This window comes from Arthrobacter sp. B0316-1-20, assembly GCF_059091865.1.
In genome coordinates this window covers 1-24651 of sequence record NZ_JBNHHC010000034.1, presented here as the reverse complement: position 1 = coordinate 24651, position 24651 = coordinate 1, and the positions used below count along the sequence as shown (strand labels likewise).

At 66.1% G+C, this 24651-nt stretch carries 18 protein-coding genes and 1 rRNA gene; 12 read left to right on the top strand and 7 right to left on the bottom strand.

Annotated elements, in window-relative coordinates; genetic code table 11:
- Window positions 1-37: 37 nt before the first annotated feature.
- The gene (phoU, locus tag AC5RW2_RS32495) at window positions 38-697 is read right to left on the bottom strand and encodes a phosphate signaling complex protein PhoU (RefSeq protein ID WP_493951828.1); all 660 of its coding nucleotides are present in this window, start codon (window positions 695-697) and stop codon (window positions 38-40) included.
- 174 nt (window positions 698-871) lie between these two features.
- Here phoU and AC5RW2_RS32490 point away from each other — a divergent pair, with 174 nt between their 5' ends.
- Together AC5RW2_RS32490 and AC5RW2_RS32485 are read left to right on the top strand one after the other, a co-directional pair.
- The gene (locus AC5RW2_RS32490; protein ID WP_493951827.1) at window positions 872-2074 is read left to right on the top strand and encodes a sensor histidine kinase; all 1203 of its coding nucleotides are present in this window, start codon (window positions 872-874) and stop codon (window positions 2072-2074) included.
- On the top strand, window positions 2071-2751 hold the full coding sequence (locus AC5RW2_RS32485; protein ID WP_493951826.1) for a winged helix-turn-helix domain-containing protein: 681 nt from the start codon (window positions 2071-2073) through the stop codon (window positions 2749-2751). Before AC5RW2_RS32490 ends, AC5RW2_RS32485 begins: the two co-directional genes overlap by 4 nt.
- A gap of 83 nt (window positions 2752-2834) precedes the next feature.
- Here the strand turns inward: AC5RW2_RS32485 and AC5RW2_RS32480 are convergent, their stop codons facing one another.
- A complete protein-coding gene (locus AC5RW2_RS32480) occupies window positions 2835-3383 on the bottom strand; it encodes a hypothetical protein (protein WP_493952668.1) in 549 nt (182 codons plus the stop codon).
- A 254-nt stretch (window positions 3384-3637) separates the two neighbouring features.
- Between AC5RW2_RS32480 and AC5RW2_RS32475 the strand changes: the two genes are divergently transcribed.
- From AC5RW2_RS32475 to glgX, 6 genes are all read left to right on the top strand, one after another.
- Entirely contained in the window at window positions 3638-4120 is a 483-nt protein-coding gene (locus AC5RW2_RS32475; protein WP_127513280.1) for a CarD family transcriptional regulator, read from the top strand.
- A 90-nt stretch (window positions 4121-4210) separates the two neighbouring features.
- Window positions 4211-4981, top strand: a complete 771-nt coding sequence (gene ispD / locus AC5RW2_RS32470; RefSeq protein ID WP_493963819.1) for a 2-C-methyl-D-erythritol 4-phosphate cytidylyltransferase — start codon at window positions 4211-4213, stop codon at window positions 4979-4981.
- A gap of 2 nt (window positions 4982-4983) precedes the next feature.
- Window positions 4984-5484: a 2-C-methyl-D-erythritol 2,4-cyclodiphosphate synthase gene (ispF, locus tag AC5RW2_RS32465; protein WP_493963818.1), complete on the top strand. Its 501-nt coding sequence runs from the start codon at window positions 4984-4986 to the stop codon at window positions 5482-5484.
- A 142-nt stretch (window positions 5485-5626) separates the two neighbouring features.
- The gene (gene cysS, locus AC5RW2_RS32460) at window positions 5627-7090 is read left to right on the top strand and encodes a cysteine--tRNA ligase (RefSeq protein WP_493963817.1); all 1464 of its coding nucleotides are present in this window, start codon (window positions 5627-5629) and stop codon (window positions 7088-7090) included.
- Window positions 7091-7207: 117 nt separating this feature from the next.
- A complete protein-coding gene (gene rlmB, locus AC5RW2_RS32455; RefSeq protein ID WP_493952664.1) occupies window positions 7208-8188 on the top strand; it encodes a 23S rRNA (guanosine(2251)-2'-O)-methyltransferase RlmB in 981 nt (326 codons plus the stop codon).
- A 168-nt stretch (window positions 8189-8356) separates the two neighbouring features.
- Complete coding sequence (gene glgX, locus AC5RW2_RS32450) at window positions 8357-10294, top strand: glycogen debranching protein GlgX (RefSeq protein ID WP_493952670.1); 1938 nt, start codon at window positions 8357-8359, stop codon at window positions 10292-10294.
- A 78-nt stretch (window positions 10295-10372) separates the two neighbouring features.
- Here the strand turns inward: glgX and AC5RW2_RS32445 are convergent, their stop codons facing one another.
- From AC5RW2_RS32445 to glgP, 5 genes are all read right to left on the bottom strand, one after another.
- Window positions 10373-10993 (bottom strand): DUF3618 domain-containing protein, encoded by a 621-nt coding sequence (locus AC5RW2_RS32445; RefSeq protein WP_493952663.1) that lies wholly within the window; start codon window positions 10991-10993, stop codon window positions 10373-10375.
- On the bottom strand, window positions 10990-11442 hold the full coding sequence (locus AC5RW2_RS32440; RefSeq protein ID WP_493952669.1) for a phage holin family protein: 453 nt from the start codon (window positions 11440-11442) through the stop codon (window positions 10990-10992). The genes AC5RW2_RS32445 and AC5RW2_RS32440 overlap by 4 nt, the downstream gene beginning before the upstream one ends.
- A gap of 11 nt (window positions 11443-11453) precedes the next feature.
- A complete protein-coding gene (locus AC5RW2_RS32435; protein ID WP_493952662.1) occupies window positions 11454-12281 on the bottom strand; it encodes a hypothetical protein in 828 nt (275 codons plus the stop codon).
- Window positions 12282-12329: 48 nt separating this feature from the next.
- Window positions 12330-13394, bottom strand: a complete 1065-nt coding sequence (locus AC5RW2_RS32430; protein WP_493952661.1) for a YihY/virulence factor BrkB family protein — start codon at window positions 13392-13394, stop codon at window positions 12330-12332.
- Window positions 13395-13725: 331 nt separating this feature from the next.
- Complete coding sequence (glgP, locus tag AC5RW2_RS32425; protein WP_493952660.1) at window positions 13726-16359, bottom strand: alpha-glucan family phosphorylase; 2634 nt, start codon at window positions 16357-16359, stop codon at window positions 13726-13728.
- Window positions 16360-16493: 134 nt separating this feature from the next.
- Between glgP and AC5RW2_RS32420 the strand changes: the two genes are divergently transcribed.
- The 4 genes from AC5RW2_RS32420 to AC5RW2_RS32405 all read left to right on the top strand — a co-directional run.
- Window positions 16494-18554, top strand: coding sequence for an alpha-1,4-glucan--maltose-1-phosphate maltosyltransferase (locus AC5RW2_RS32420; RefSeq protein WP_493952659.1), 2061 nt, complete (start codon window positions 16494-16496; stop codon window positions 18552-18554).
- Window positions 18554-20353, top strand: coding sequence for a maltose alpha-D-glucosyltransferase (gene treS, locus AC5RW2_RS32415; protein WP_493952658.1), 1800 nt, complete (start codon window positions 18554-18556; stop codon window positions 20351-20353). The genes AC5RW2_RS32420 and treS overlap by 1 nt, the downstream gene beginning before the upstream one ends.
- Entirely contained in the window at window positions 20346-24194 is a 3849-nt protein-coding gene (gene glgB / locus AC5RW2_RS32410; RefSeq protein ID WP_493963816.1) for a 1,4-alpha-glucan branching protein GlgB, read from the top strand. Before treS ends, glgB begins: the two co-directional genes overlap by 8 nt.
- A gap of 384 nt (window positions 24195-24578) precedes the next feature.
- A 16S ribosomal RNA gene (locus AC5RW2_RS32405) occupies window positions 24579-24651 on the top strand; the annotation flags it as partial.

Here is a 24651-nt window from a genome sequence, read left to right as displayed (position 1 = left end):
CCCCGCGGGGGAGTCGGCCTACCGTTTAAGGGTCTGACTAAATCGACTGGGCGTTGGGGCGCCACTCGCCGGTCACCAGGTAGGTCACCTTGCGGGACACCGAGACGCCGTGGTCGGCGAAGCGCTCGAAGTAGCGGCTGGCCAGCGAGACGTCCACCGTGGTCGGTCCGGAGGAGTTCCATGCCGGATCGGCGATGGCCTTGAAGACGCCGGCGTGCAGTTCATTGACGCGGGAGTTGCTCACGTCGATCTGGGCGGCGAGGTCCAGGTCGCGGGTCTCCAGCATTTCAGTCAGCTTCTCCGAGATCGCAATGTCCTGCACCGCGAACTCCCGGAACGTGGCGCGCATTGACTCGGGGATCACGTAGTCCGGGTAGCGCAGGCGGACCAGCTGGGCGATGTGCCGGGCAAGGTCACCCATCCGCTCCAACGAGGTGCTCATCCGCAGTGCGCCCACGATCATGCGCAGGTCGGATGCGACCGGCCCTTGCAGCGCCAGGATGTCGATGGAGCGCTCGTCCAGATCCGTCTGGAGGAAATCAATTCGGGCGTCGGCGGCAATGACTTCCTGGGCCAACTCGATGTCTGCGGTGTCGAGCGCAGTGGTTGCCTTTTGCATTGCCTCGGTGACGAGCCGGGAAATTTCTACCAGCTGTTCTCCGACTTGATGGAGCTCGGCCTGGAAAACCTTGCGCACTGGCGTCCTTTCGCTTGTGTTCGTGAGCATACGGGACCTAGCATCCCATTCGCATCACACCTTGTCAGGCTGCGGTTAACTATTACGTTGCCTCAGGTGAACGTTAGTTGAACGCCCTGACGATTACTACTGGATCGGCCAGATGCTGTGCGACGCTGCGCCTAAGCTAGAGGCGTGGATCCACTGTTTATTGGCCTGCTGGCAGGCCTCGTAGGCTTGGCGCTGGGCAGCTTCGGCGTGCTCGCGTTCGGCCTGAGCGACCGCCAGCGGCGCCGGCTGCAGGAAGTTGCCGAGCCCACCTTGCCGGACGGCGCTGCCGAGGTGCTGTCCGTCGTCGGCCGCGCCTACGTAGTGGTGGACGCGATCGACGGCGTGGTGCGCGCCAGTCCGGCCGCCTACGCCTTCGGGCTGGTCCGCGGCCATACGATGGTGCACTCCGAACTGTTGGAGCTCACTGCCCGGGTCCGCCGCGACGGCGTGATTGAAGAGCGGCAATTGGAACTGCCGCGCGGACCGCTGGGCCAGGGCACCATTGTGGTGCAAGTGCGGGTGGCGCCGATCGGCGAGGAGTACATCCTGCTGCTGGCCGACGACCGGACCGAAATCACCAGGACCGAGGCGATGCGCAACGACTTCGTCGCCAACGTCTCGCACGAGCTGAAGACGCCGGTCGGGGCCATCTCGCTGCTGGCCGAAGCCATCGACGATGCCGCCGACGACGCGGAAGCCGTCCGGCGCTTCGCCGGCCGCATGCACAAGGAAGCCCGCAGGCTGGGCGCGCTGGTGCAGGACATTATTGAGCTGAGCCGGTTGCAGGGCGCGGACGTGGTGCAGGGCGGCACCGAGGTGGACCTGAACGCAGTGGTCGCCGAAGCCGTGGACCGCAACAAGCTCACCGCGGAAAGCCGCCACATTGAACTGTCGGTGGGCGGAAGTATTGGTGTTCCGGTCTTCGGCGACGCCGAATTGCTGACCACCGCGCTGCGGAATCTGATCGACAACGCGATCCGCTACGCCCCGGAACGAAGCAAGGTCGGCGTGGGCCTGCGCGTGCGCGAAGGCCTGGCGACCGTCTCGGTGACCGACCAGGGCCCGGGCATCACCCCCGACCAGCAGGACCGGATCTTCGAGCGGTTCTACCGCCTCGACGACGCCCGCTCGCGGCAGACCGGTGGAACAGGCCTGGGCCTGAGCATTGTTAAACACGTCATCTCCCAACACGGCGGGGAAGTATCGGTGTGGTCGCAGCCCGGCCAGGGCTCCACCTTCACCATACGGCTGCCGGAAATGGAGCAGGAAGACGGCGGCACCACTGAATCCGTGGAGCCGCGTACGCAGGGCGCCGGTGTGGCGCATGAACAAGGAGTCGGTGCTTGACCCGCATTCTGGTCGTCGAAGATGAAGAGTCGCTGAGCGATCCGTTGAGCTATCTGTTGGGTAAAGAAGGCTTCGAAGTCGAGGTGGTGGATAACGGGCTGGAAGCCATTGTGGCGTTCGACCGGTCGGGCGCGGATCTGGTCCTGTTGGACCTGATGTTGCCGGGACAGTCCGGAACGGAGGTATGCCGGCAGTTGCGGCAGCGTTCCTCGGTGCCGGTCATCATGCTCACCGCCAAGGACTCGGAGATCGACAAGGTCGTGGGACTCGAATTGGGCGCCGACGACTATGTCACCAAGCCCTATTCCTCGCGCGAGCTGGTGGCCCGGGTGCGTGCGGTGCTGCGCCGCCAGGGCGAACCGGAGGAATTGGTGCCGAACACCGTATCCTCCGGCCCGGTGCGGATGGATGTGGAACGGCACGTAGTCAGCGTGGACGGCGAACCGGTGTCGCTGCCGCTGAAGGAATTCGAACTGCTGGAGATGCTGCTGCGCAACTCCGGCCGGGTACTGACCCGCGGGCAGCTGATTGACCGGGTCTGGGGCTCCGACTACGTGGGTGACACCAAGACCCTTGACGTGCACGTCAAGCGGCTCCGCAGCAAGATTGAGCCCGATCCGTCGGCACCGCGCTACCTGGTCACCGTGCGCGGGCTGGGTTACAAGTTCGAACCGTAAGCCCGCCGCACCGCCAGCCAACTAAAAGGCCGGGCCGCTTCCTGGAAGGGAAGCGGCCCGGCCTTTGAGCTGTGACCGTGGGATCAGGCGCCGGACTCTTCGGTGGCCTCGCCCGATGGTGCTGTGCTTTCCTTCGGCGCGGACGTTTTGGTCGGCGCCGGGGTGGGGATGTAGCTGCTGTACTCCGGCAGCGTGCCGTCCAGCACCGGGACCTTCACGTCCGCGGATTCGTTGTTCACGCGGACCGTCACATTGGCCAGGGCGCCGGGAGCGGCCCCCGGGCGGTCCACGGTGGTCTTGTTCGCGTCGTCCTCAAAGCGGATCTGACCGTCGGCCGGAACGGTGACGGTGGCGGTGCTGCCCGAGCCCGTCAGGCTCAGCTGCACGGGGGAGTCGGAGCTGTTCACCACGGTGCCGAGGAGGCGGCCGGTGGAGTCTGCGTTCTCGGCAACAACCATCAGGTTGCGCAGGCCGATCGGGCCAACGTTGGCCACAATGCCGTCGCTGGCGGAGTAGGACTTGGTGGTGGCCTGTTCGTTGATTGCGCCGCATCCGGTCGATGCGAGCAGGGTGAGCGCGGCGGCGCCTGCTACAAGGGTGCGCTGCACACGGTTCTTCGGCGCAATCTTCACGGCAGAAACTCCTCAGTATCAATCAGGTGCGGTGCTGCAGATCTAGGCAGCTTGCCTCGCCTAGCCTAGCGGCAAACCGGTGAAAAGTAGGATTCGACGTTTGTAAGAATCCGCTCAGATGCATCAAATCGATGATCCGTCAAGGGGGTCAAGGGCTGTATTTTAGCCCCCGGACAGCCTGCTAGCCCTGCAAACTCGCGGAAGTGGCTAAATCATCCGTGGTAAACTAGTGGTCGGGAAAGGGGATACTACAGATGGTATTTGAGGTCGGCGAGACGGTTGTTTACCCTCACCACGGTGCCGCAAAGATCGAAGAGATCAAAATGCGCACCATCAAAGGTGAAGAGAAGATGTATCTCAAGCTCCGGGTTGCCCAGGGCGATCTGACAATTGAAGTTCCGGCGGAGAATGTGGACCTGGTCGGGGTTCGCGATGTGGTGGGCAAGGAAGGCCTCGAGCATGTGTTCGATGTGCTCCGTGCCGAGTTCACCGAAGAACCGACCAACTGGTCCCGCCGCTACAAGGCGAACCTGGAAAAGCTGGCCTCCGGCGACGTCATCAAGGTAGCGGAAGTTGTCCGCGACCTGTGGCGTCGGGACCATGACCGCGGCCTCTCCGCGGGCGAGAAGCGGATGCTGGCCAAGGCACGGCAAATCCTGGTTTCCGAACTCGCGCTGGCCGAGAAAACCGACGAAGACAAGGCAGCAGAGGTCCTCGACGAGGTCCTCGCCTCCTGATTGTGCTCCAAAGCGGCCGGCATCCCCACAGGGTGCCGGCCGCTTTTTGCATGCCGCGGACGGCCCGGGTTCGCCGATTAGGCTAGGGGGATGAGCACAGCACAGGCATCAGTGGGCGTGATCGTGGTGGCGGCAGGCTCCGGCACGCGGCTGGGCTACGGCCTGCCGAAGGCACAGGTCCCGCTGGCCGGTGAGCCGATCCTCGCGCACGCGCTGCGCGGCGTCTTGGCAGCCGGGGTCGCATCACGGATCTGCGTGGCCGTTCCCGCCGGGGATACAACGCTGCGGCAGGTCTGTGCCGACTTCACTGCGGACCATCCGGAGGTAGCAATTTCAACGGTCGACGGCGGCACCTCCCGGGCGGCCTCGGTCGCCGCCGCGCTGCGCGGGCTGGGGGAGGGCACCACGTCGGTCCTGGTGCACGACGCCGCCCGGGCACTCACCCCGCCCGAGGTGTTCCAGCGGGTCGCGGCCGCGCTGGCGGCCGGCGCACGCGCCGTCGTTCCTGCGGTAGCAGTGGTGGACACCATTAAGACGGCGACGCCGAGCACCGGAGCGGAGGCGGACATCGCACCGGAGAAAGTGGCAGCGACGGTGGACCGCGCGCAACTGCGGGCCGTGCAGACGCCGCAGGGGTTCGACGCCGCGGCGCTGGCCCAAGCGCATAACGGGCTGGCCGGCTTGGCACCGGGCGAGGCCGACGGCATCACCGATGAGGCGCTGCTGATGGAACGCAGCGGCGTGGAGGTCATGCTGGTGCCCGGCTCGGCGCAGGCCCTGAAGATCACCACGCAGCTTGATCTGGCCGTGGCCGAAGCCCTGCTGGCCGCCCGCCAGCCCCGACACATCATGGAAGGCTGACCGTGTCTGAATTCCCGTACCCCATCCCGCGCACCGGCATTGGTGTGGACGTGCACGCTTTCGCCACCTCGGCCGACCCTCAGCCGTTGTGGTTGGGCGGACTGCTGTGGGAGGGGGAGCAGGGCCTGGCCGGCCATTCCGACGGCGATGCTGCTGCGCACGCCGCCGCCGACGCGCTGTTCTCCGCCGCCGGAGTGGGCGACTTGGGCACGCACTTCGGCACCGACCGGCCGGAGTACGCGGGCGCTTCGGGCGTGCAGCTGCTGGCCGAGGCCGCCCGGATTGTCCGCGAGGCCGGGTTCGAGATCGGCAACATTGCGGTCCAGCTGGTCTGCAACCGGCCCAAGTTCGGGCCCCGGCGGCAGGAATCCGAGGCCGTGCTCAGCGAGGCCGCGGGCGCACCGGTCAGTGTCTCGGCCACCACTAGTGACGGATTGGGGTTCACCGGCCGTGGCGAGGGGATCGCGGCGGTGGCCACCGCCGTCGTTGTACCGCTGCCCTGAGCAAGGCACGGCTTTCAGCAACGCACGGCTTTCAGCAACGCACCCGGCGGACCGTTGGCACGAGTTCGAACCGGTGGACGCGCACCGGGCGGAACCAGACAGCGGTTCGCACCGGTACCGCGCGCGCGGCTACGCTAGAGCGGTGAGCCTGAGATTCTATGACACCGCCACCGCACAAGTCCGCGATTTCGTCCCGCTGGTTCCGGGCAATGTGGGACTCTATTACTGCGGTGCCACGGTGCAGGGCGACCCGCACGTGGGGCATATCCGATCGGCCATCGCCTTCGACCAGCTCACCCGCTGGCTGCGCTACAGCGGCTATGACGTCACCGTGGTGCGCAACGTGACGGATATTGACGACAAGATCCTGGTCAAGTCCGCCGAATCCTTCCGCCCGGATGCGGCCGAGGATCCGCTGGTGCCGGTGCCGAACGAGCCCTGGTGGGCGCTGGCCTACCGTTATGAGCAGGAGTTCGCCAAGGCCTACGACACGCTCGGTGTGGAACGGCCCACCTACGAACCGCGCGCCACCGGGCACATCCCGGAGATGCACCGGCTGATCCAGCAGCTGATCGACCGCGGCCATGCCTACCCTGCGCTGGACGATTCAGGCGACGTCTACTTCGACGTGCGCTCCTGGCCTGAATACGGCTCGCTGACGCACCAGCGGATCGAGGACATGCAGGCCGCGCCCGACGCCGGCCCGCGCGGCAAGAAGGATCCGCGCGACTTCGCGCTGTGGAAGGGACACAAGGAAGGGGAGCCGGAGACCGCCAGCTGGACCAGCCCGTGGGGCGCCGGCCGGCCGGGCTGGCACCTGGAGTGCTCCGCCATGGTCACCAAATACCTGGGCACCGAGTTCGACATCCACGGCGGCGGACTGGACCTGCGGTTCCCGCACCACGAGAACGAAGTGGCGCAGTCCCGGGCAGCCGGCCACGGTTTCGCCAACTTCTGGATGCACAACGGCATGGTCACCTTCGAGGGCGAGAAGATGTCCAAGTCGATCGGCAACATCATCACCCCGGCGCAAATGCTGCAGGACGCCAGGCCGCTGGTGGTCCGCTACTACCTGGGCCAGGCACAGTACCGGTCCGCGCTGGATTACAACCCCGGCTCCCTAGTGGAAGCGGCCGCCGCGGTGGAGCGTATTGAGGGCTTCATGCAGCGGGCGCTGAAGTTCCTCTACGGCGAGGGGCAGTTCGGGCTGATGGTCACGGAACGGGTGCCGGAGGCCTTCGCCGCCGCGATGGACGACGACCTGAACGTGCCGCAGGCGCTGGCCGCGGTCCATGAAACGGTGCGGGCCGGCAACACTGCGCTGGACGCCAAGGACAAGGAAGCAGCCACCCGCGCGCTGCACCAGGTCATGGCGATGACCGATGTGCTGCACATCAACCCACTAAACCCGCACTGGCACTCCGGCAGCGCGGACACCGCTGCCCACCAGGCCTTGGACACGCTGGTGCGCGCCCAGCTGGAGGAGCGCCGTGCGGCCCGGGCAGCAAAGGACTGGTCCCGCGCCGATGCCATTCGCGACACCCTGGCCGCGGCCGGAATTGTGGTGGAGGACTCGGCCGAGGGCGTGAACTGGAGCCTCGGCTGACGGCAGCTTGCACGGTTGGCGGTACCCTTAAGCCAGACGGTTCCCGTCGGGCTAGCCGGCCACCGCCGGTGTACGCCAGTGGGAACGCACCTTCCCCAACACCAAAGGTAGTTTTCGATGGCCAACAAACCTCGCCCCGGAGCGGTGCGCAAGTCCAAGAAGGGACCCACCACAGGAACCGGCGGCCACGGGCGCAAAGCGCTTGAAGGCAAGGGGCCGACGCCGAAGGCCGAAGACCGCCCCTACCACAAGGCGTACCGCAGCAAGCAGCTCTCCGAACGCTCAGCCGCCAAACACCAAGGCGGCCAGCGCGGCCCCTCCGCCCGCCGCGGCAAGTCCGCCGGCGAGATGGTGACCGGACGCAATTCAGTGGTGGAAGCTTTGCGCGCCGGGGTGCCGGCCAAGGCGCTGCATGTAGCGGTCCGGATCGAGATGGACGACCGCGTCAAGGAGTCCCTGAAGATCGCCGCCGAGCGCGGCGTCCCGGTGCTGGAATCGCACAAGCCGGAACTGGACCGGATGACCGACGACGCCGTCCACCAGGGCTTGGTCTTGCAGATCCCGCCCTACGAATACCAGGACGCGTTGGAACTGGCCGAGGAAACCATGGCCAAGTTCAAGAAGGGCTACATCAACAACGCCCCGCTGTTCGTGGCACTGGACGGGATTACCGATCCGCGCAACCTCGGCGCCATCATCCGTTCCGCGTCCGCCTTCAGCGGCCACGGCGTGGTCGTGCCCGAGCGCCGCTCCGTGGGCATGACGGCCTCCGCCTGGAAGACCAGCGCCGGCGCGGCCGTGCGCGTGCCCGTGGCCAAGGCGAACAACCTGACCAACACGCTCAAGGCCTTCCAGCAGCTGGGCATCTTTGTGCTGGGACTGGACGGCGAGGGCGACGTCTCGCTGCCTGACCTGTCCCTGGCCACCGAGCCGGTGTGCCTGGTCGTTGGATCCGAGGGCAAGGGCCTCTCCCGGCTGGTCCGCGAAAATTGCGACCAGATCGTCTCCATCCCGATCGATTCGGCAATGGAATCGCTCAACGCCTCGATGGCGGTGGGCATCAGCCTGTACGAAATCTCGCGACAGCGAGCCCGCTAGGAGCTGGACCGTTTGGCCCGTCACGCCAAGAGCATCGCCCCCAAGCTGCGCGTCCGCCCGCAACAGCTTTCGCGTGCCTTCCCGTTGGGCATCAGCGAGACTGCCCCGGGCGTGCCGCCGACCCCGGGTGCGGTGAACGTGGCGGTGTTCGCCCCTGGGGTTGCCACCATGGACGTGCACTTCCAGGACGCCGCCGGTGTGGGGCAGTGCGTTGAGCTGAATGCTTTCACCGACGGCGTCCACCACGGCACCGTCAAAGGGCTGGATGCCGGCAGCCGCTACGCCTTCTGGCCGCACGGCGAGGCGCTCCCGGCCTCGGGGCAGCTGCTGCTGGACCCCTATGGCCGGGCCATTGACGACGACGGCGGCGTGCTGCGTTCGGTGTACGTCACCAGCGGCTTCGACTGGGGGAACGACGCCCGCCCGCACATACCGTGGCGCGACACGGTGGTCTACGAGTGCCACGTCAAGGGCCAGACCATGCTGCACCCGGAGATTCCCGAGGAGCTGCGCGGCACCTATGCCGGTTTGGCGCATCCGGTCATGGTTGATTACCTGCTGGAACTGGGAATCACCACGCTGGAGCTACTGCCGGTGCACTACCATCTGGACGAGCCGCACCTGCAGGAGCTGGGCCTGGTTAACTACTGGGGCTACAACACGCTGGGCTTCTTCGCGCTCTGGCCGGGCTACGCCACCGCGGCCGCCCAAGCCGCAGGCCCCCGGGCGGTGCAGGACGAGTTCCGCACGATGGTGAAGAAGCTGCACTCGGTGGGGATCGAGGTGATCCTGGATGTGGTCTACAACCACACCGCCGAGGGTGGGAAAGACCAGGACACGTACTCCTTCCGCGGCCTGGCGGACCACGTGTACTACCGGCACGATGGCCAGGGGAACTACCTGGACACCACCGGCTGCGGAAACACGATGAACTTCAACGAGCCGCGGGTGATCCAGTTGGCCTTGGACTCGCTGCGCTACTGGGTGGAAGAGTTCCACATCGACGGCTTCCGCTTCGATCTAGCCGTGTCCCTGGGCCGGGATGGGCATAACCACTTCAATCCCCGCCATCCGTTTTTGGTGGCCGTCGGCGCCGACTCCGTCTTGTCCGGAGCCAAGCTGATTTCCGAACCCTGGGACCTGGGCGACGGTGGCTGGCAGACCGGCCACTTTCCGCCGGGCTGGGCCGACTGGAACGACCGCTTCCGCGATACCGTCCGTGATTTCTGGCTGGCTGACCAAGCAGCCGCGGCGTCCGGCGGCCGCGGCGGGACCGTGGCCAGACTGGCCAGCTGCCTGGCCGGATCCACCGAGCTGTTCGCCGGTTCCGGCCGCACGGCGCTGGCTTCACTGAACTTCGTCACCGCCCATGACGGTTTCACCTTGGCCGACTTGACGTCATACCACCGCAAGCACAACGAGGCGAACGGCGAAGAAAACCGCGACGGCCACGACCACAACCGCAGCTACAACCACGGCGTCGAAGGGCATACCGGGGACAGCCGGGTCCTGGATGCGCGCGAGCGGACGGCGCGGAACCTGATGGCCACGCTGCTGCTGTCGCTCGGCGTGCCAATGATCTGCGCCGGCGACGAAATCGGGCGGAGCCAGCAAGGGAACAACAACGCGTACTGCCAGGACAACGCCCTGGCCTGGACCAACTGGCAACTGGATGAGCGTGAACACCGCATGTTCGATGCCACCCGCCGGCTGATCCAGATCCGCCGCTCCTTCCTGGCGCATCAGCCCTACAACTATCCGGGGCGGGAAGAGAGTTCCTACCTGCTCTGGTTCAATGCCGACGGCGAACCGATGACGCCGGATGACTGGAACGACCCGGACTGCCGCATGGTCCAACTGTTGATGGGGTCGCCGCAAGGCATGATCGACGGTCTGGTGGTCATCAACGGGGGGCACCGGCCGCAAAAGATCGTGATGCCCGGTCCAGGATCGTTGCAGGATTTCGGCAAGCACCGCGGCGAAAAAATTCCTTTCGAGCTGCTCTACACCAGCTCGCACGTCGACGATCAACGGCGCGGGGCCAAGGTCCGCAGCGGCGAGAAGGACATCATCGCCGCCAACGCCATCTCAATCTACCGCTCCTGACTTGCATCCGGCGCCGGGGGCCCTGAGGGGCCCATCCGACGCCGGATGACTACGCGGCGGAACGCGATCCGTGGCGGGTTAGATCTGCCGCGGCGGCTCCTGCACATTCCCGCGGGCCTCCTGTGCCCGGTCCTTGACGTCCTGCGCGGCGGACGTGCCTTCGGACTTGACCTTGTCCATGGAGTCCTGGGCAGAGGACTTCAGGTCCTCGGCCGCCTCCCGGGCCGGCTCCTTCATGTCCTGGGCCACCTCTTGGGCGGCGTCCTTGACTTGTTGGACAACCGGCTGGGCTCCCTCCTTGACCTTGTCAGCAGCCTGCTGCTCCACCCGGCTGGCGGGGAACAGCGAGGACAGCAACCAACCTGCGCCGAAGGCGATCAGGCCTGCGGCCAAGGGGTTGCCCTCCGCCTTGCGGGCAATCTGCTGCGGGACGTCGCTGGCCATTTCGCCGGCGTCGTGCATCATGGACCTCGTGCCGCTGCCGGCGTCGTGCACCATGGACATCGTGTTGCTGCCGACGTCGTCCGCGGCGCCCATGACCTTGTCCTTGACCCGGCCCACGGAATCTTTCACCTTGTCCGTCTGCCGGTGGACGATGTTCGACGGCGAGGCTTTCTCCGCCACAGCGTCCACGTCGGTGCCCAGCCGTGCGCGTGTCCGTTCGATGTCGGCTCGGATTTCTTCTGGTGACTGGCTCATAGTGCTTCCTCACTTGGCTTCAATGTTTCCGGAATCTGTTTCACTGACTCGGTCGTCCGGGGCAACCCTTGGACGGTCTTCATCTTCTTCCTGCCGGACGCATAGAGAATGGCGGCGACGATGGCCCAGATGACTGCCACAATCAGGGCGGACCACGCCAAGCCGATTCCGTAGGCGATCCAGGCCCACAGGGCGAGGGACAGGAAGAGCAGGACGAAATGCCCGGCGACGCCGGCTCCGCCTAGCATCCCTGCGCTCTTGCCGGCCCTGGTTCCGGTCTCCTTGAGTTCGGCCTTCGCCAACTCCAGTTCCTGCCGCATCAGCACGGAGATGTCCTTGGTGACCTGGCTGAGCAGGTCGCCAAGCGACTCATTCTCGGCCTTGATTTCCGCCCGGGTAGGTTGGGCGCCATCCTGACCGGGCACGTGCTGCTGGCTTGGGCCGGGCATCTGCTGGTGACTCATCGCGTACCTCCGCCTTCATAGGGGTTTCGGTCCGGGATTGCGGTGCCGCGGCCGCCCAAGGGCGGTTCGCCGGCCGGGTAGGTGGTCTCTGGCTGTGCCGGCGCGCCACCGATCGCCGAGCCCGTCTGCGCCCCCGGTGCCGCAAAGCCCGCTGCGCTCTGAGTGTCATAGCCGCCAACCGTCTCCGGCGAAGCGTAGACCGGGCCGGCGGTAGCACGGTGCGTGCCCATGCCTTGCCCCGTTCCGACGCCGCTGCCCGATCCGCTGTCGGCGGTCAGGCCCTTGGTCAGCCTGCCGGCCAGGACGCCCGCGCCTGCCGCGATGGCCAGGAAAGCACCGGGACGCTGGCGGGCAAAGCGCTTGACCTCGTCCAGCAACGAGCCCGGGTCGCGGTTTTCCAGCCAGCCAGCCACGGAGTCAGCCCTGTCTGCGGCTCGGCTCACCAAATTGGTCGCGGTCCCGGACTGATCGGAGTTGCGAGCCATGGAGCTTAGCTCTTCCCCGATTGAGCGCAGGCCGGACGCCACGCGCTGCTGCTGGGTGTGGGCCTGGCCGTAGACGCCATCGCCCAGTTCGGACACCAGGTTGCGGGCCTTTTCCTTGGCTTCGTGGGCCACCTGTTTTGCTTCGCCCTTAGCCGTTTCGGCCACATGCTGCCCGGCTTCGACCCCTTCGCGGCCTACGTCCATGGCCTCGGTCTTGGCCGTTTCGCTCTTGGACTGGCCGGTCATCGGCGGATTCGTGGGCGGCGGGACTGCCGCGCCGCCGGCCGGGTAAACGGGAACTCCCTCGTCGTAACTGCCGGAACTTGAATTCGTGGTCATGGCAATTCCTTTTCTGTATCGGGTTTCTTCCTGTCAGTCCTGACGTTTTCAGGTGTGTTCACGGGATTCCTCCCCCTGCCCGTAGGCATGACGGAGCTTGCGGCCCCGCGCGATGTCCTCCTCTTCCTTCTCGGCGTTCTTGTCGCTCTTGCGAGTGTCACGGGCCGGAAGCTGAATGTTTTCTTCGGCGGCGATGCCGGCCTGGAGCTGCCGGCCGCGTTCGGTTTCTGCGTCGAACTCAGCGCCGAACAGCAGGGCAAGATTGGCCAGCCAGAACCACAGCAGCAGTACGATCACGCCGCCGATGGCACCGTAGGTCTTGTTGTAGTTGCCGAAGTTGCCCACGTAGAAGGCAAAACCGAGGGTTGCCAGAGCCAGCACCAGGAGCGCGATGAGCGCGCCGAGGCTCATCCAGCGGAATTTCGGCTGCTTCACGTTCGGCGTCGCGTAGTACAGCACTGCGATCATCACCACCGCGAAGATGACCAGCAACGGCCACTTGGCGATGTTCCAGACCGTGAGCGCCGCTTCGCCCAGGCCGATAAAGGAGCCGACGGCCTGAGCGACCGGCCCGGAGAGCACCAGCATCAGCATCATCAGCACCGCCAGCAGCAGCACCACGATCGTGATCAGCAGCATGACCGGGCGGAGCTTCCAGAACGGCCGGCCTTCATCGACCTCATAGATCCTGTTCATCGCCCGGCCGAAGGCGTTGACGTAGCCGGAGGCGGACCAGATGGCACCCACCAGGCCAACAACGAACGCCAGCCCTGCTCCTTGGGAGCTGGCCAACTGCTCGATGGGCTGCCGGATGACATCCGCCGCCTGTCCCGGGGCCACGCTTTCGACCATGCGCATCATGGCGTCGGTGGTGGCTTCGGCCTGTCCAACCAGTCCCAGGACCGAGACCAAAGCCAGCAGGCCCGGGAACAGGGACAGCACGCCGTAGTACGTCAGCCCAGCCGCCAGATCCGTACAGTCGTCGTCGATGAATTCACGGAACGTCTTACGGAAGACGTACTTCCAGGAGGCCTTCTTCACCTGTGGGGGAGTCTGAGGCTTGTCCTTATGGTCCGGCGGTGGTGCGGTGCCTTGCTCGGTACCGGTGCCCATATGCGCCTCCTTTGCGGTTCGTTCGGACGGAACACCCTCATGCTATTAGTCAGCATGCTGATAATAAAGGGGTGTGCCACACAGAAGGACGTACGTAGGGGCAGATTTTCCGGTGCTATCGAAGTGCGAACCGGGCAGCGCGCGACGAGCGAGAACCGGGCGCTTCCGCGGATTCACGGCAACCGCAGGCGCCGGGCACCGGGCAAGGCGCGGCGACCCAAGGCGGCTGCAGGAGTGGGTTAAAATTCGGTTGAATTTCACCCGCCGCCGAGTGGCTGTGGTCCCCGCCTGGGCCGGCCAGGCGGGGACCACAGCCCTTCCGGATGGGTGATCAGTTGCTGGCGTTGGCAACCAGGCCGAGTTCGGCCTGGTTAGCCAGCGCCTCATGCTTGGGCAGCACCCGCACGCTGTAGCCGAACGAACCGGAACGGTCGATCGTCACCGCGCCCGTGAACAGGTAGCGACCGTCGCCCAACTGCTCGGCGACGACCAGATCATCGCTGGACGTCTGCGCGAGATCGTCGTTTTCGGTGACTTGCCCGTGGACCACCTGGACGGTGACGTTATCCGGTGCCAGAGGGCCGAGCCGGACGTAGGCATTGACCGTCAGGGACTCGCCGATCTGCGGTTCGTCGGTAATGCCCATTGAGTCCACGTGTTCCACCGACACGTCGCCCCAGGCATTGCGGACCCTGCTGGTCCACGCGGCCAGTTCCTTTGCCGCGGCGAAATCGTCAGCGCGGGCAGCCCGCCCGGACGTCGCTGCGGGACGGTAGAGCTGCTCCACATAGTCCTGCAGCATCCGTTCCGCGGAGACGGCCGGCCCCAGGTTGGCCAGCGTGTGCTTGATCATGGCGATCCACTGATGCGGCACGTTGTCCGTCCCGATCGGCTCGGACGGGCCCGCGGCACCGGCACCTTCGGGTATCTCCGCGGCGTAAAAACGCGGCGCCACATGGTGCTCCACCAGGTCATAGAGTGCCGCGGCTTCTATGTCGTCCCGCTCGTCCGGGTCAAACACGTCGGCGGTCCCGGCTTCGGTGGAGGGGTTCGCCGTCGGAATCGCCCAGCCGTTGTCGCCGTCGTACATTTCGTCCCACCAGCCGTCCAGCACGGAGAGATTCAAGCCGCCATTGATGGCCGCCTTCATTCCCGACGTGCCGCAGGCTTCCAGCGGACGCAGCGGATTGTTCAGCCACACGTCGCAACCTGGGAAGAGCGTGCGGGCCATGGCGATGTCGTAATTGGGCAGGAAGACGATCCGGTGCCGGACCTCCGGGTCGTCGGTGAAACGCACCAGATCCTGGATCATCCGCTTGCCCTGTTCATCGGCCGGATGGGATTTGCCGGCGATGACCAATTGGATGGGCCGTTCAGGATGCAGCAGCAGCGCCTTGAGCCGGGCCGGATCGCGCAGCATCAAGGTCAGCCGTTTGTAGGTGGGCACCCGCCGGGCAAAACCGATGGTCAGCACGTCCGGGTCCAGCACCGAATCAGTCCACGCCAGCTCGGCGTCCGCGGCGCCGCGTTTCTTCCAGGAGGCACGCAGCCGGCGGCGCACATCGTGAATGAGGTTTGTCCGCAGGCTGCGGCGCAACGCCCAAATGTCCTCGTCGGCGGCGTCGTACACGCGGTCCCACTGGCGGTCGATCACGGTTTGGTCGCCGAACGCCGACCGGGCGAACTCCGCAACCCGCGGGTCCACCCACGTGGGCACGTGCACGCCGTTGGTCACCGAGCCGATCGGCACTTCCTGCTGGTCGAAGCCCGGCCAGAGCCCGCAGAACATGCCGCGTGAGACCACGCCATGCAGCTTGGCCACTCCGTTGGCCCGCTGGGCCAGCCGCAGGCCCATGACGGCCATGTTGAACTTGGACGGATCCCCGCCGTCGTAATTCTCATCTCCCAGTTCCAGGATCTTGGCAGTGGGCACATCCGGGGCGAGCCCGGCACTGAAGAAGTGCTGGATCTGTGCCTTGTCGAACCGGTCGATGCCGGCAGGCACCGGCGTGTGCGTGGTGAAGACGGTGTTGGCGCGCCCGGCGGCCAGTGCTTCGTCCCAGTTCAGGCCGGCGGCCGCCAACTCCTGGATGCGTTCGATGCCCAGGAAACCGGCGTGCCCCTCGTTGGTGTGGAAGACTTCCGGGGCCGGAGCGCCGGTGAGCCGCTGGTGGACGCGCAGCGCCTTCACGCCGCCCATGCCCAGCAGCAGTTCCTGTTGCAGCCGGTGGTCGCCGCCGCCTCCGTAGAGCCGGTCGGTGATGCCACGGGCGGCCTCATCGTTGCCCGGAATGTTGGAATCCAGCAGCAGCAGCGGAACCCGGCCTACATCGGCGCGCCAGATGTAGGCGCCGAGCCGGCGCCCGTTCGGCAGCGGCAAGCTGACCTGGGCGGGCTGCCCATCCGCCTCGCGCAACAGGGTCAACGGCAGGCCGTCCGGGTCCAGCACGGGATAGGTCTCCTGCTGCCACGCGTCGCGGCTCAGCGACTGGTTGAAGTAGCCGGCCGCATAAAGCAGGCCCACACCCACCAGCGGTACGCCCAGATCGGACGCGGCCTTCAAATGGTCGCCGGCCAGGATGCCCAGGCCGCCGGAATACTGCGGGAGAACGTGGGTGATGCCGTATTCGGGGGAGAAGTAAGCGATCGACGCCGGGGCCTCAGCTCCCAGCGTCTGGTACCAGCGGTCTTCGGTGAGGTATTCCTCCAAGTCCGCATCCAGTTCGCGTACTCGGGTCACCACCTGCTGGTCGGCGGCGAGCCCCCGCAGCCGTTCGCGGGTAAAGGAGCCCAGCAGGGCCACTGGATCCTGGCCCACTTCGGCCCAGCCCTGCGGGTCCAATTGTTCGAAGAGCTGCTGGGTTGGCCGGTGCCAGGACCAGCGCAGGTTGCCTGCCAGGCGGGCCAGCGGAGCAATGCTCTCGGGGAGGACAGTGCGGACGGTAAATCTGCGGATTGCCTTCACCCGGCCTAGGTTAGCGCAGATACTTCCACGGGCGGTGACCGGCAGGTGAAGGCACGCCGAACTGGCCGCCAAAGCGTCTCCGGGGCGCCGGGTTCCTTCGCAATCGGGAGGGATTCTCGCTAACGTCTAGTCTTGTGACGACTTCGACGCAGGAGCACAGCCCGTCCCAACCAACGCAGCGCCTGAAATTCGGCCGGATCCCGGTGGTCGATGTGTGGCCGGTGGTCGGCGGCGGCGATTTCCCAGCCAAGGCGATCCCGGGCGAGGACATAGAGGTGGCCGCCACCGTCTTCCGCGAGGGGCACGACAAGATCGGCGCAACCGCGGTGCTGTTCGACCCGGACGGCAACCCGGTCCAGCGCGCCAGGCTGGCACCCGGGGCCGCCGGCACCGACCGCTGGCACGGCCATCTCCGGCCCACTGGCACCGGCCTGTGGACCTTCCACGTTGAAGGCTGGGCAGACAACTACGCCACCTGGCAGCACAACGCCGAGGTGAAGATCGCCGCCGGCGTCGATGTGGAACTGATGCTCACCGAAGGCCGGCTGCTGCTGGAACAGGCCGGCGGGCAAGACGGGCGGCCGGAAGAGAATGCACAGGTGCTGCGCCACGCGGCCGCCGCGCTCGCCGACGAATCGCTGTCGGTGCACGAGCGGCTGGGCGCGGGTACCTCGGCGGCTGTGCTGGACGCGGTGCGCAGCCACCCGATCCGGAGCCTGGTCAGCCCCTCGAAGCAGTACCCCATCCTGGTGGAACGCGAACGGGCCGGCCGCGGCGCCTGGTACGAATTCTTTCCACGCTCGGAAGGCGCGCACTATGACCCCGCAACCGGGATTTGGACCTCCGGGGACTTTACGACGGCGGCGGAGCGGCTGCCGGCCGTCGCCGCGATGGGCTTTGATGTGATCTATCTGCCGCCGATCCACCCGATCGGCGAGGTGAACCGCAAGGGTCCGAACAACACCTTGACCGCCGGTCCGGGGGACCCCGGATCGCCTTGGGCTATCGGCTCCAAGGACGGCGGACACGATGCCATTCACCCCGATCTGGGCGGCTTCGAGCAGTTCGACGCTTTCGTGGCGGCAGCCGAAGCGGTCGGCCTGGAAGTGGCACTGGACCTGGCGTTGCAGGCAGCCCCGGACCATCCATGGGCCACCGAGCATCCCGAATGGTTCACCACCCGGGTGGACGGCACTATTGCCTACGCAGAGAACCCGCCGAAGAAGTACCAGGACATTTATCCGCTGAACTTCGACAACGACCCGCGCGGCCTCTCCGAAGAGGTCCTGCGGATTGTGAAGCTGTGGATCTCCCACGGAGTGAAGATCTTCCGGGTGGACAACCCGCACACCAAACCCGTGTGGTTCTGGGAATGGCTGATCGGCACGGTAAACCGCGAGCATCCGGACGTGGTGTTCCTGGCCGAGGCCTTCACCCGGCCGGCGATGATGCACGCGCTGGGGCGCGCCGGTTTCCAGCAGTCCTACAGCTACTTCACGTGGCGCAACACCAAGGAAGAGATCGAAGAGTACTTCACCGAGGTCAGCCATGAGAGCGCGGCGTACTTCCGGCCCAACTTCTTTGTCAACACTCCGGACATCCTCACCGAGTACCTGCAGTATGGTGGCCCGGCCGCGTTCAAGATCCGCGCGGTGCTCGCAGCGACGGCCAGCCCGCTCTGGGGCGTGTACGCCGGCTATGAGCTCTACGAACACGTGGCCCGGCCGGGCGCCGAAGAGTACATCGACAACGAAAAGTACGAGTACAAGGCGCGCGACTTCGCCGCCGCGGAGGCCGAAGGGCGCTCGCTGGCGCCGTACCTGACCCGGCTGAACTCCATCCGGCGGGCCCACCCTGCACTCGGCGACTTGGGCAACCTCACCGTGCACCGCAGCACGGATCCGGCCACCGTGGTGTATTCCAAACACAAGGCGCACCTGCCTGAATCCCACGCGGGTGGGCGGGACACCGTGATCGTGGTGGTGAATGTGGATCCGCACAGTGCGCGCGAATCCACAGTCTCGCTGGATCTGGCGGCGCTGGGACTGCGGGACGAGGACTACAACGACGACGGCACGTTCTGGGTGGACGACCTGCTCACCGGACAGAGCTGGCGCTGGGGCGAGCACAATTACGTGCGGCTGGACGCGCACGTGGAACCGGCCCACATCCTGCATGTCCGTAGGAACCGCTGATGGCCAGTCCCTTCCAGCTGCATGCTCCGGGCCTGGCGCACGACCCGCACTGGTACCGCAAGGCCGTGTTCTACGAAGTGCTGGTGCGCGGCTTCGCGGACGCGAACGGGGACGGGTCCGGTGACTTCTCCGGGCTGATCGACAAGCTCGACTACCTGCAGTGGCTGGGGGTCGACTGCCTGTGGGTACCGCCGTTCTTCAAGTCTCCGCTGCGCGACGGCGGGTACGACGTCGAGGACTACTATGACGTGCTGGACGAGTTCGGCACCATCGGCGACTTCAAACGACTGGTGGCCGAGGCCCACGCCCGCGGCGTGCGCGTGATCATCGACCTGCCGCTGAACCACACCTCGGACAAGCACGACTGGTTCGAGCAGTCCCGGCGCGACCCGGACGGCCCATACGGCGATTTCTACGTCTGGTCCGACACGGACGAGAAGTACCAGGACGCGCGGATCATTTTCGTGGACACCGAAGACTCCAACTGGGCCTTCGACCCGATCCGCCGGCAGTTTTACTGGCACCGTTTCTTCAGCCACCAGCCGGACCTGAACTTCGAGAACCCCAAGGTGATCGAGGCAGTGTTCGATGTGGTGCGGTTTTGGCTGGACCAGGGGATCGACGGTTTCCGCGCGGACGCCGTCCCTTACCTGTTCGAAGAAGACGGGACCAACTGCGAAAACCTGCCTGCTACGCACACTTTCCTGCAGGACCTGCGCGCGATGGTGGACGCCGAATACCCGGGCCGCGTGATTATCGCCGAAGCCAACCAGCTGCCGCATGAGGTGGTGGAATACTTCGGCCAGCAGGACGACGACGGCGGGCTCCGGCCGGAGTGCCACATGGCTTTCCATTTCCCGATCATGCCGCGGCTCTACTATGCCTTGCGGGACCAGAACGCCGACCCGATCGTGGCCACCATGGAGGAGACGCCGGCGATCCCGGCCGGTGCTCAATGGGCAACATTCCTGCGCAACCATGACGAACTGACGCTGGAAATGGTCAGCATGGAAGAGCGCGAGGCGATGTTCGGCTGGTACGCGCCGGACTCGCGGATGCGCTCCAATATCGGCATCCGCCGCCGGCTTGCCCCGCTGCTGGACAATTCCCGGGCCGAAATCGAACTGATCCACGCGCTGCTGCTCTCGCTGCCGGGGAGCCCGTTCCTGTACTACGGGGACGAGATTGGCATGGGCGACAACATCTGGCTGGAAGACCGCGACTCCTCCCGCACGCCGATGCAGTGGAACCCGGACCGCAACGCGGGATTCTCCAACGCGGACCCGGGCAAGCTCTATCTGCCGGTGGTGCAGTCGCTGGTGTACCACTACAACTACGTGAACGTAGAGGCGCAGCTGGCGCACAACAGCTCGCTGCTGCACTGGGTGCGCCAGATGCTGGCGGTGCGCAAAGCCCACCCGGCCTTCGGCCTGGGCAGCTACCGCAACGTGCCGGTGGAATCGGAATCGGTGCTGGCCTTCCTCCGCGAGGTGCCGGAAAACAATCCGGAGGGCGTGGACAAAGAAGTGCTGTTGTGCATCTTCAACCTCTCGCAGCACCCGGTGGCTGCCCCGCTGCAGTTGCCCCAATATGCCGGCCGCGGGTTGCGCGACCTGTTCGGCGGCACCCCGTTCCCGGCCTTTGACGACGCCGGCCAGCTCACCCTGACGCTGGGCAGCCACGACTTTTTCTGGCTGCGCCTGCGCTCCATCGCTTCCAACCTGGCATCACCGCAGACGGAGACCCTTCCGGTCATCAGATCCACTGAAGAAACCGAGGTGGCAACAACACATGCCTAAATTCACGCCGAGCATTCCCGAACTGCTGCGCCCGTGGCTGACCGCACAGCGCTGGTTCCCGGCCAAGGGCCAGGAATTTGTGCTGCACCGACTGGGCGGCATCCGGCTGCAGGATCCGTCCGGCCAGGTGGGACTGGAGGTGCACATCGTCGCCGTGCACACCGCCAACGCCGTGCACGTGGTCAACGTGCCGCTGAGCTACCGCCGGGAGCCGTTGGCCGGCGGGGACGCCGCTCTGGTGGGGCGCGCCCAGCAGGAGCCCGAAGACAGCACCAGTGGCGGTGACGATGCCGCGGCCTGGACCGGTGACGGTGACGGCGGCACGGACAACGGCACCGGGGAGCGCTGGATTTACGACGGCGCGCACGATCCGGTGTTCGTCGCCGCCTGGCTGGAACTGATGCGGCGGCAGGCGGTGACCGGTGATGGGCATACCCGTGGTCATGCGGGTGCAGGGTTCGACACGTGGCCGGAGTTCTCCACCGGTCTGCAGGCCTCAGTGCTGTTGGGCGAGCAGTCCAATACCTCTGTGGTGGTTCAGTCCGAGCACGGACCGCTGATCGTGAAGTTCTTCCGGGTCCTGGAAGCCGGAGCCAACCCGGATGTGGAAGTGGGCGTGCTGCTCACGGATGCCGGCAGCCGGGAAGTCCCGGCCACCTACGGCTGGGTCACCGGCGGCTGGCTCACCCCCGGCCAGAACGACGACGGCAGCGACCGTCTCTGGGATACCGGGCACCTGAGCGTGCTGCGGGAGTTCCTTCCGGACAGCCAGGATGCGTGGCGCACGGCGTCCGGCTCGGCCCTGGACGGCACGGACTTCAGCTCGCAGGCGCGCCAGCTGGGCGCCGTCACCGGCCGGATCCACCGCAGCCTCCGCGAAGCGGCCGGCAGCCACCGGGCGGATGCCGCGGAAGTCGGCGCGTTCAAGGCCGCGCTGGCGGAACGGATCCGGTGGGGCTGGGCTCAGGCCGGTGCGTCCGTGGGGCCCATGGATGAGGCGGTGCAGGAACTGCTGGACCGGCTGGACCAGATCACCGAGCTGCCCGAGCTGCAGCGGATCCACGGCGATTACCATCTGGGCCAGGTACTGGACTCCGCGCAACGAGGCTGGGTGGTACTGGACTTCGAGGGCGAACCGCTGCGGCCGATGGGCGAACGCGGCACGGACGACGTGCCGCTGCGCGACGTGGTCGGCATGCTGCGCTCCTTCGATTACGCCGCTGGGGTGGCCCGACTGGCCGGGCCCGACGATGCGGCAGCTGCGGCCGCCGCCGATGAATGGGCGGCGCAGGCCAGCACTGCCTTCCTGGACGGCTACCGCGAAGAGACCGGTGACCCGGTAGACACCTCGTCCACCCTGTATCTGGCGCTGCTGCTGGACAAGGCACTCTATGAAGTGGTCTACGAACAGCGCAATCGCCCGCGCTGGGTCAAGGTTCCGGTCCGCGGTGTCCGCGAGGCGTTGGCACCGCTGGCCGGAGCGGGCGGGGAAGCCGCGGGCAGCCGCGACATGGCCGCCGCCGGAGTCGGCGCGGCCGGCGGTGCAGCGGGCCTGGGGCCCAATACGGCCGCCGCGTCCGTCGGGCCCACCGCTGAGGAGGCCTCCGCGCCGCCGTCGTCGGGCCGCCGATCCGGCACTCCCGTCGCCGTCGATGCGGAGGTGCTCTCCGCCGTCGCGCACGGTGCCTACCACCAGCCGCACGCTGTTCTCGGCGCGCACCTGGACGACCACGGGCACGTCACGGTCCGCACCCGGCGTCCGCTGGCCGACTCCGTCACCGTGGTCACGCCCTCGCTGCGCGTGCCGATGGAGCACGAACACGAAGGCATCTGGGTGGCGGTTTTCCCCGCCGACGACCCGGGCCATGTGCCGGATTACCGCCTCGAGGTGGCGTACGACGGCGGCGCCCCCAGCATCGTCGACGACCCGTACCATTACCTGCCCAGCCTGGGCGAAATCGACTTGCACCTGATCGGCGAGGGCCGGCACGAGACGCTGTGGACCGCGCTGGGCTCCCACGTGCGGCGCTACAACTCCACGCTGGGCGACACTTCCGGCGCCAGCTTCGCCGTCTGGGCCCCGAATGCGCGGGCCGTCCGGGTTAAGGGCGACTTCAACCACTGGGACGGATCCCGGCACGCGATGCGTTCAATGGGCGGATCCGGCGTGTGGGAGCTGTTCATTCCCGGTGTCGAGGCCGGCGCCGTGTACAAATACGAGCTGCTGGGCCAGGACGGCCAGTGGCGCGAAAAAGCCGACCCGATGGCCCGCTGGACCGAGGTCCCGCCGCTGACCGGCTCGCGGGTGGTGGAGTCGCATTACCGCTTTGGCGACCAGGAGTGGATGGAACGGCGTGCTGTCCGCGACCCGCACAACGGGCCGATGAGCGTCTACGAAGTGCACCTGGGGTCGTGGCGGCTGGGGCTGGATTACCGCCAGCTGGCCGACCAGCTGGCCGAATACGTCACCTGGCAGGGCTTCACCCACGTGGAGTTCATGCCGGTGGCCGAGCATCCGTTCGGCGGATCGTGGGGTTACCAGGTCACCTCCTACTACGCGCCGACTTCGCGTTTCGGGCATCCGGACGACTTCAAGTATCTGGTGGACAAACTGCACCAGGCCGGCATCGGCGTGATTCTGGACTGGGTGCCGGCGCACTTCCCCAAGGACGAGTGGGCGCTGGCCCGCTTTGACGGCCAGCCGCTGTACGAGCACTCCGACCCGCGCCTGGGCGAGCACCCGGACTGGGGCACACTGATCTTCGACTTCGGCCGCAGCGAGGTGCGCAACTTCCTGGTCGCCAACGCGTTGTACTGGCTGGAGGAATTCCACATCGACGGGCTTCGGGTGGATGCGGTGGCTTCAATGCTTTACCGCGACTACTCCCGCAAGGAAGGGGAGTGGTTCCCCAACATCCACGGCGGCCGCGAAAACCTGGAGGCGATCTCCTTCCTGCAGGAAGTCAACGCCACCGCCTACAAGCGGGTGCCGGGCATCGTCACCATTGCGGAAGAGTCCACCGCGTTCGACGGCGTGACCCGCCCGACCAGCGCGGGCGGCCTCGGATTCGGCCTTAAATGGAACATGGGCTGGATGCACGACACCCTCGAGTACATGGCTGAGGACCCGATCAACCGGATGTACCACCACGGCAAGGCCACCTTCTCGATGGTCTATGCCTACACGGAGAACTTCCTGCTGCCGATCAGCCATGACGAAGTAGTGCACGGCAAGGGGTCGATGCTGCGCAAGATGCCGGGCGACCGCTGGCAGCAGCTGGCCAACCTGCGCGCCTACCTGGCGTTCCAGTGGGCGCACCCGGGAAAGCAGCTGATTTTCATGGGCACCGAATTCGGCCAAGAATCCGAATGGTCCGAACAGCATGGACTGGACTGGTGGCTCTCCGAAAACGTTCCGCACAAGGGACTGCAGCGGCTGGTCCGCAACCTCAACGGGATCTACCGCTCCACGCCGGCTCTCTACGAACGGGACAATGAGCCCGCCGGCTTCCAATGGATCGATGAGAACGACGGCGTGCACAGCACACTGTCCTTCATCCGCTGGGACCAGCAGGGGAACCCGCTGGTCTGCGTGGCGAACTTCGCCGGCGCTCCGCATGAAGGGTTCCGGCTGGGGCTGCCGTGGGCAGGAGCCTGGGACGAGACCCTCAATACGGACGCGGCCGAATACGGCGGATCCGGGGTCGGCAACCTGGGAGAGGTCACAGCTGAAGAAGGCGGCTGGAAGGGCAGCCCGGCCTCGACCATTTTGCGCGTTCCCCCGCTGGGCGTCATGTACCTGAAGCCCTCGGCCGGGACCTCGGCGGGGGACGGCAGATGAACAGCAGCGGAATTTACATCCCGGCCGAGCGGTGCTAGAGTTTATATCCGCGCAGGGCGGTGAAGCCGCCAGCGCGAAGCCGACCGGAGGCCTTGGCCGCCGGAAGGAACCGGCCGGACAGTTTGACAAAGACTGAGGGTGCGGGTAAGTTAGAAAAGTTGCTCCGGAGCGATGGAGGGCCTGTGAGGGTCGTCTTGGTGCCGGGTGCTCCTGTTGTTTGAGAACTCAATAGTGTGCCAAGTTTGTTGATACCAATTATTTATTGGTTGAAGTGCCGTGGCGTGCCGCCCCTGTGGTGTGTCGCGGTTTTATCAGCCTGGTTTGAATTTAGTGCAGTGTCTTTGGTCGTTTTCCCGGCCTTTGGTGCTGTGTCTGTTTGAAACATTAACGGAGAGTTTGATCCTGGCTCAGGACGAACGCTGGCGGCGTGCTTAACACATGCAAGTCGAACGATGAT

Bases quoted from the DNA above. Each gene is read 5' to 3' on its own strand.
- AC5RW2_RS32445 (WP_493952663.1), bottom strand. From the start codon at position 10,993: ATGAGCCAGTCACCAGAAGAAATCCGAGCCGACATCGAACGGACACGC.
- ispD (WP_493963819.1), top strand. From the start codon at position 4,211: ATGAGCACAGCACAGGCATCAGTGGGCGTGATCGTGGTGGCGGCAGGC.
- rlmB (WP_493952664.1), top strand. From the start codon at position 7,208: ATGGCCAACAAACCTCGCCCCGGAGCGGTGCGCAAGTCCAAGAAGGGA.
- AC5RW2_RS32440 (WP_493952669.1), bottom strand. From the start codon at position 11,442: ATGCCCGGCCCAAGCCAGCAGCACGTGCCCGGTCAGGATGGCGCCCAA.
- glgB (WP_493963816.1), top strand. From the start codon at position 20,346: ATGCCTAAATTCACGCCGAGCATTCCCGAACTGCTGCGCCCGTGGCTG.
- glgX (WP_493952670.1), top strand. From the start codon at position 8,357: ATGGACGTGCACTTCCAGGACGCCGCCGGTGTGGGGCAGTGCGTTGAG.
- AC5RW2_RS32430 (WP_493952661.1), bottom strand. From the start codon at position 13,394: ATGGGCACCGGTACCGAGCAAGGCACCGCACCACCGCCGGACCATAAG.
- AC5RW2_RS32475 (WP_127513280.1), top strand. From the start codon at position 3,638: ATGGTATTTGAGGTCGGCGAGACGGTTGTTTACCCTCACCACGGTGCC.
- treS (WP_493952658.1), top strand. From the start codon at position 18,554: ATGGCCAGTCCCTTCCAGCTGCATGCTCCGGGCCTGGCGCACGACCCG.
- AC5RW2_RS32435 (WP_493952662.1), bottom strand. From the start codon at position 12,281: ATGACCACGAATTCAAGTTCCGGCAGTTACGACGAGGGAGTTCCCGTT.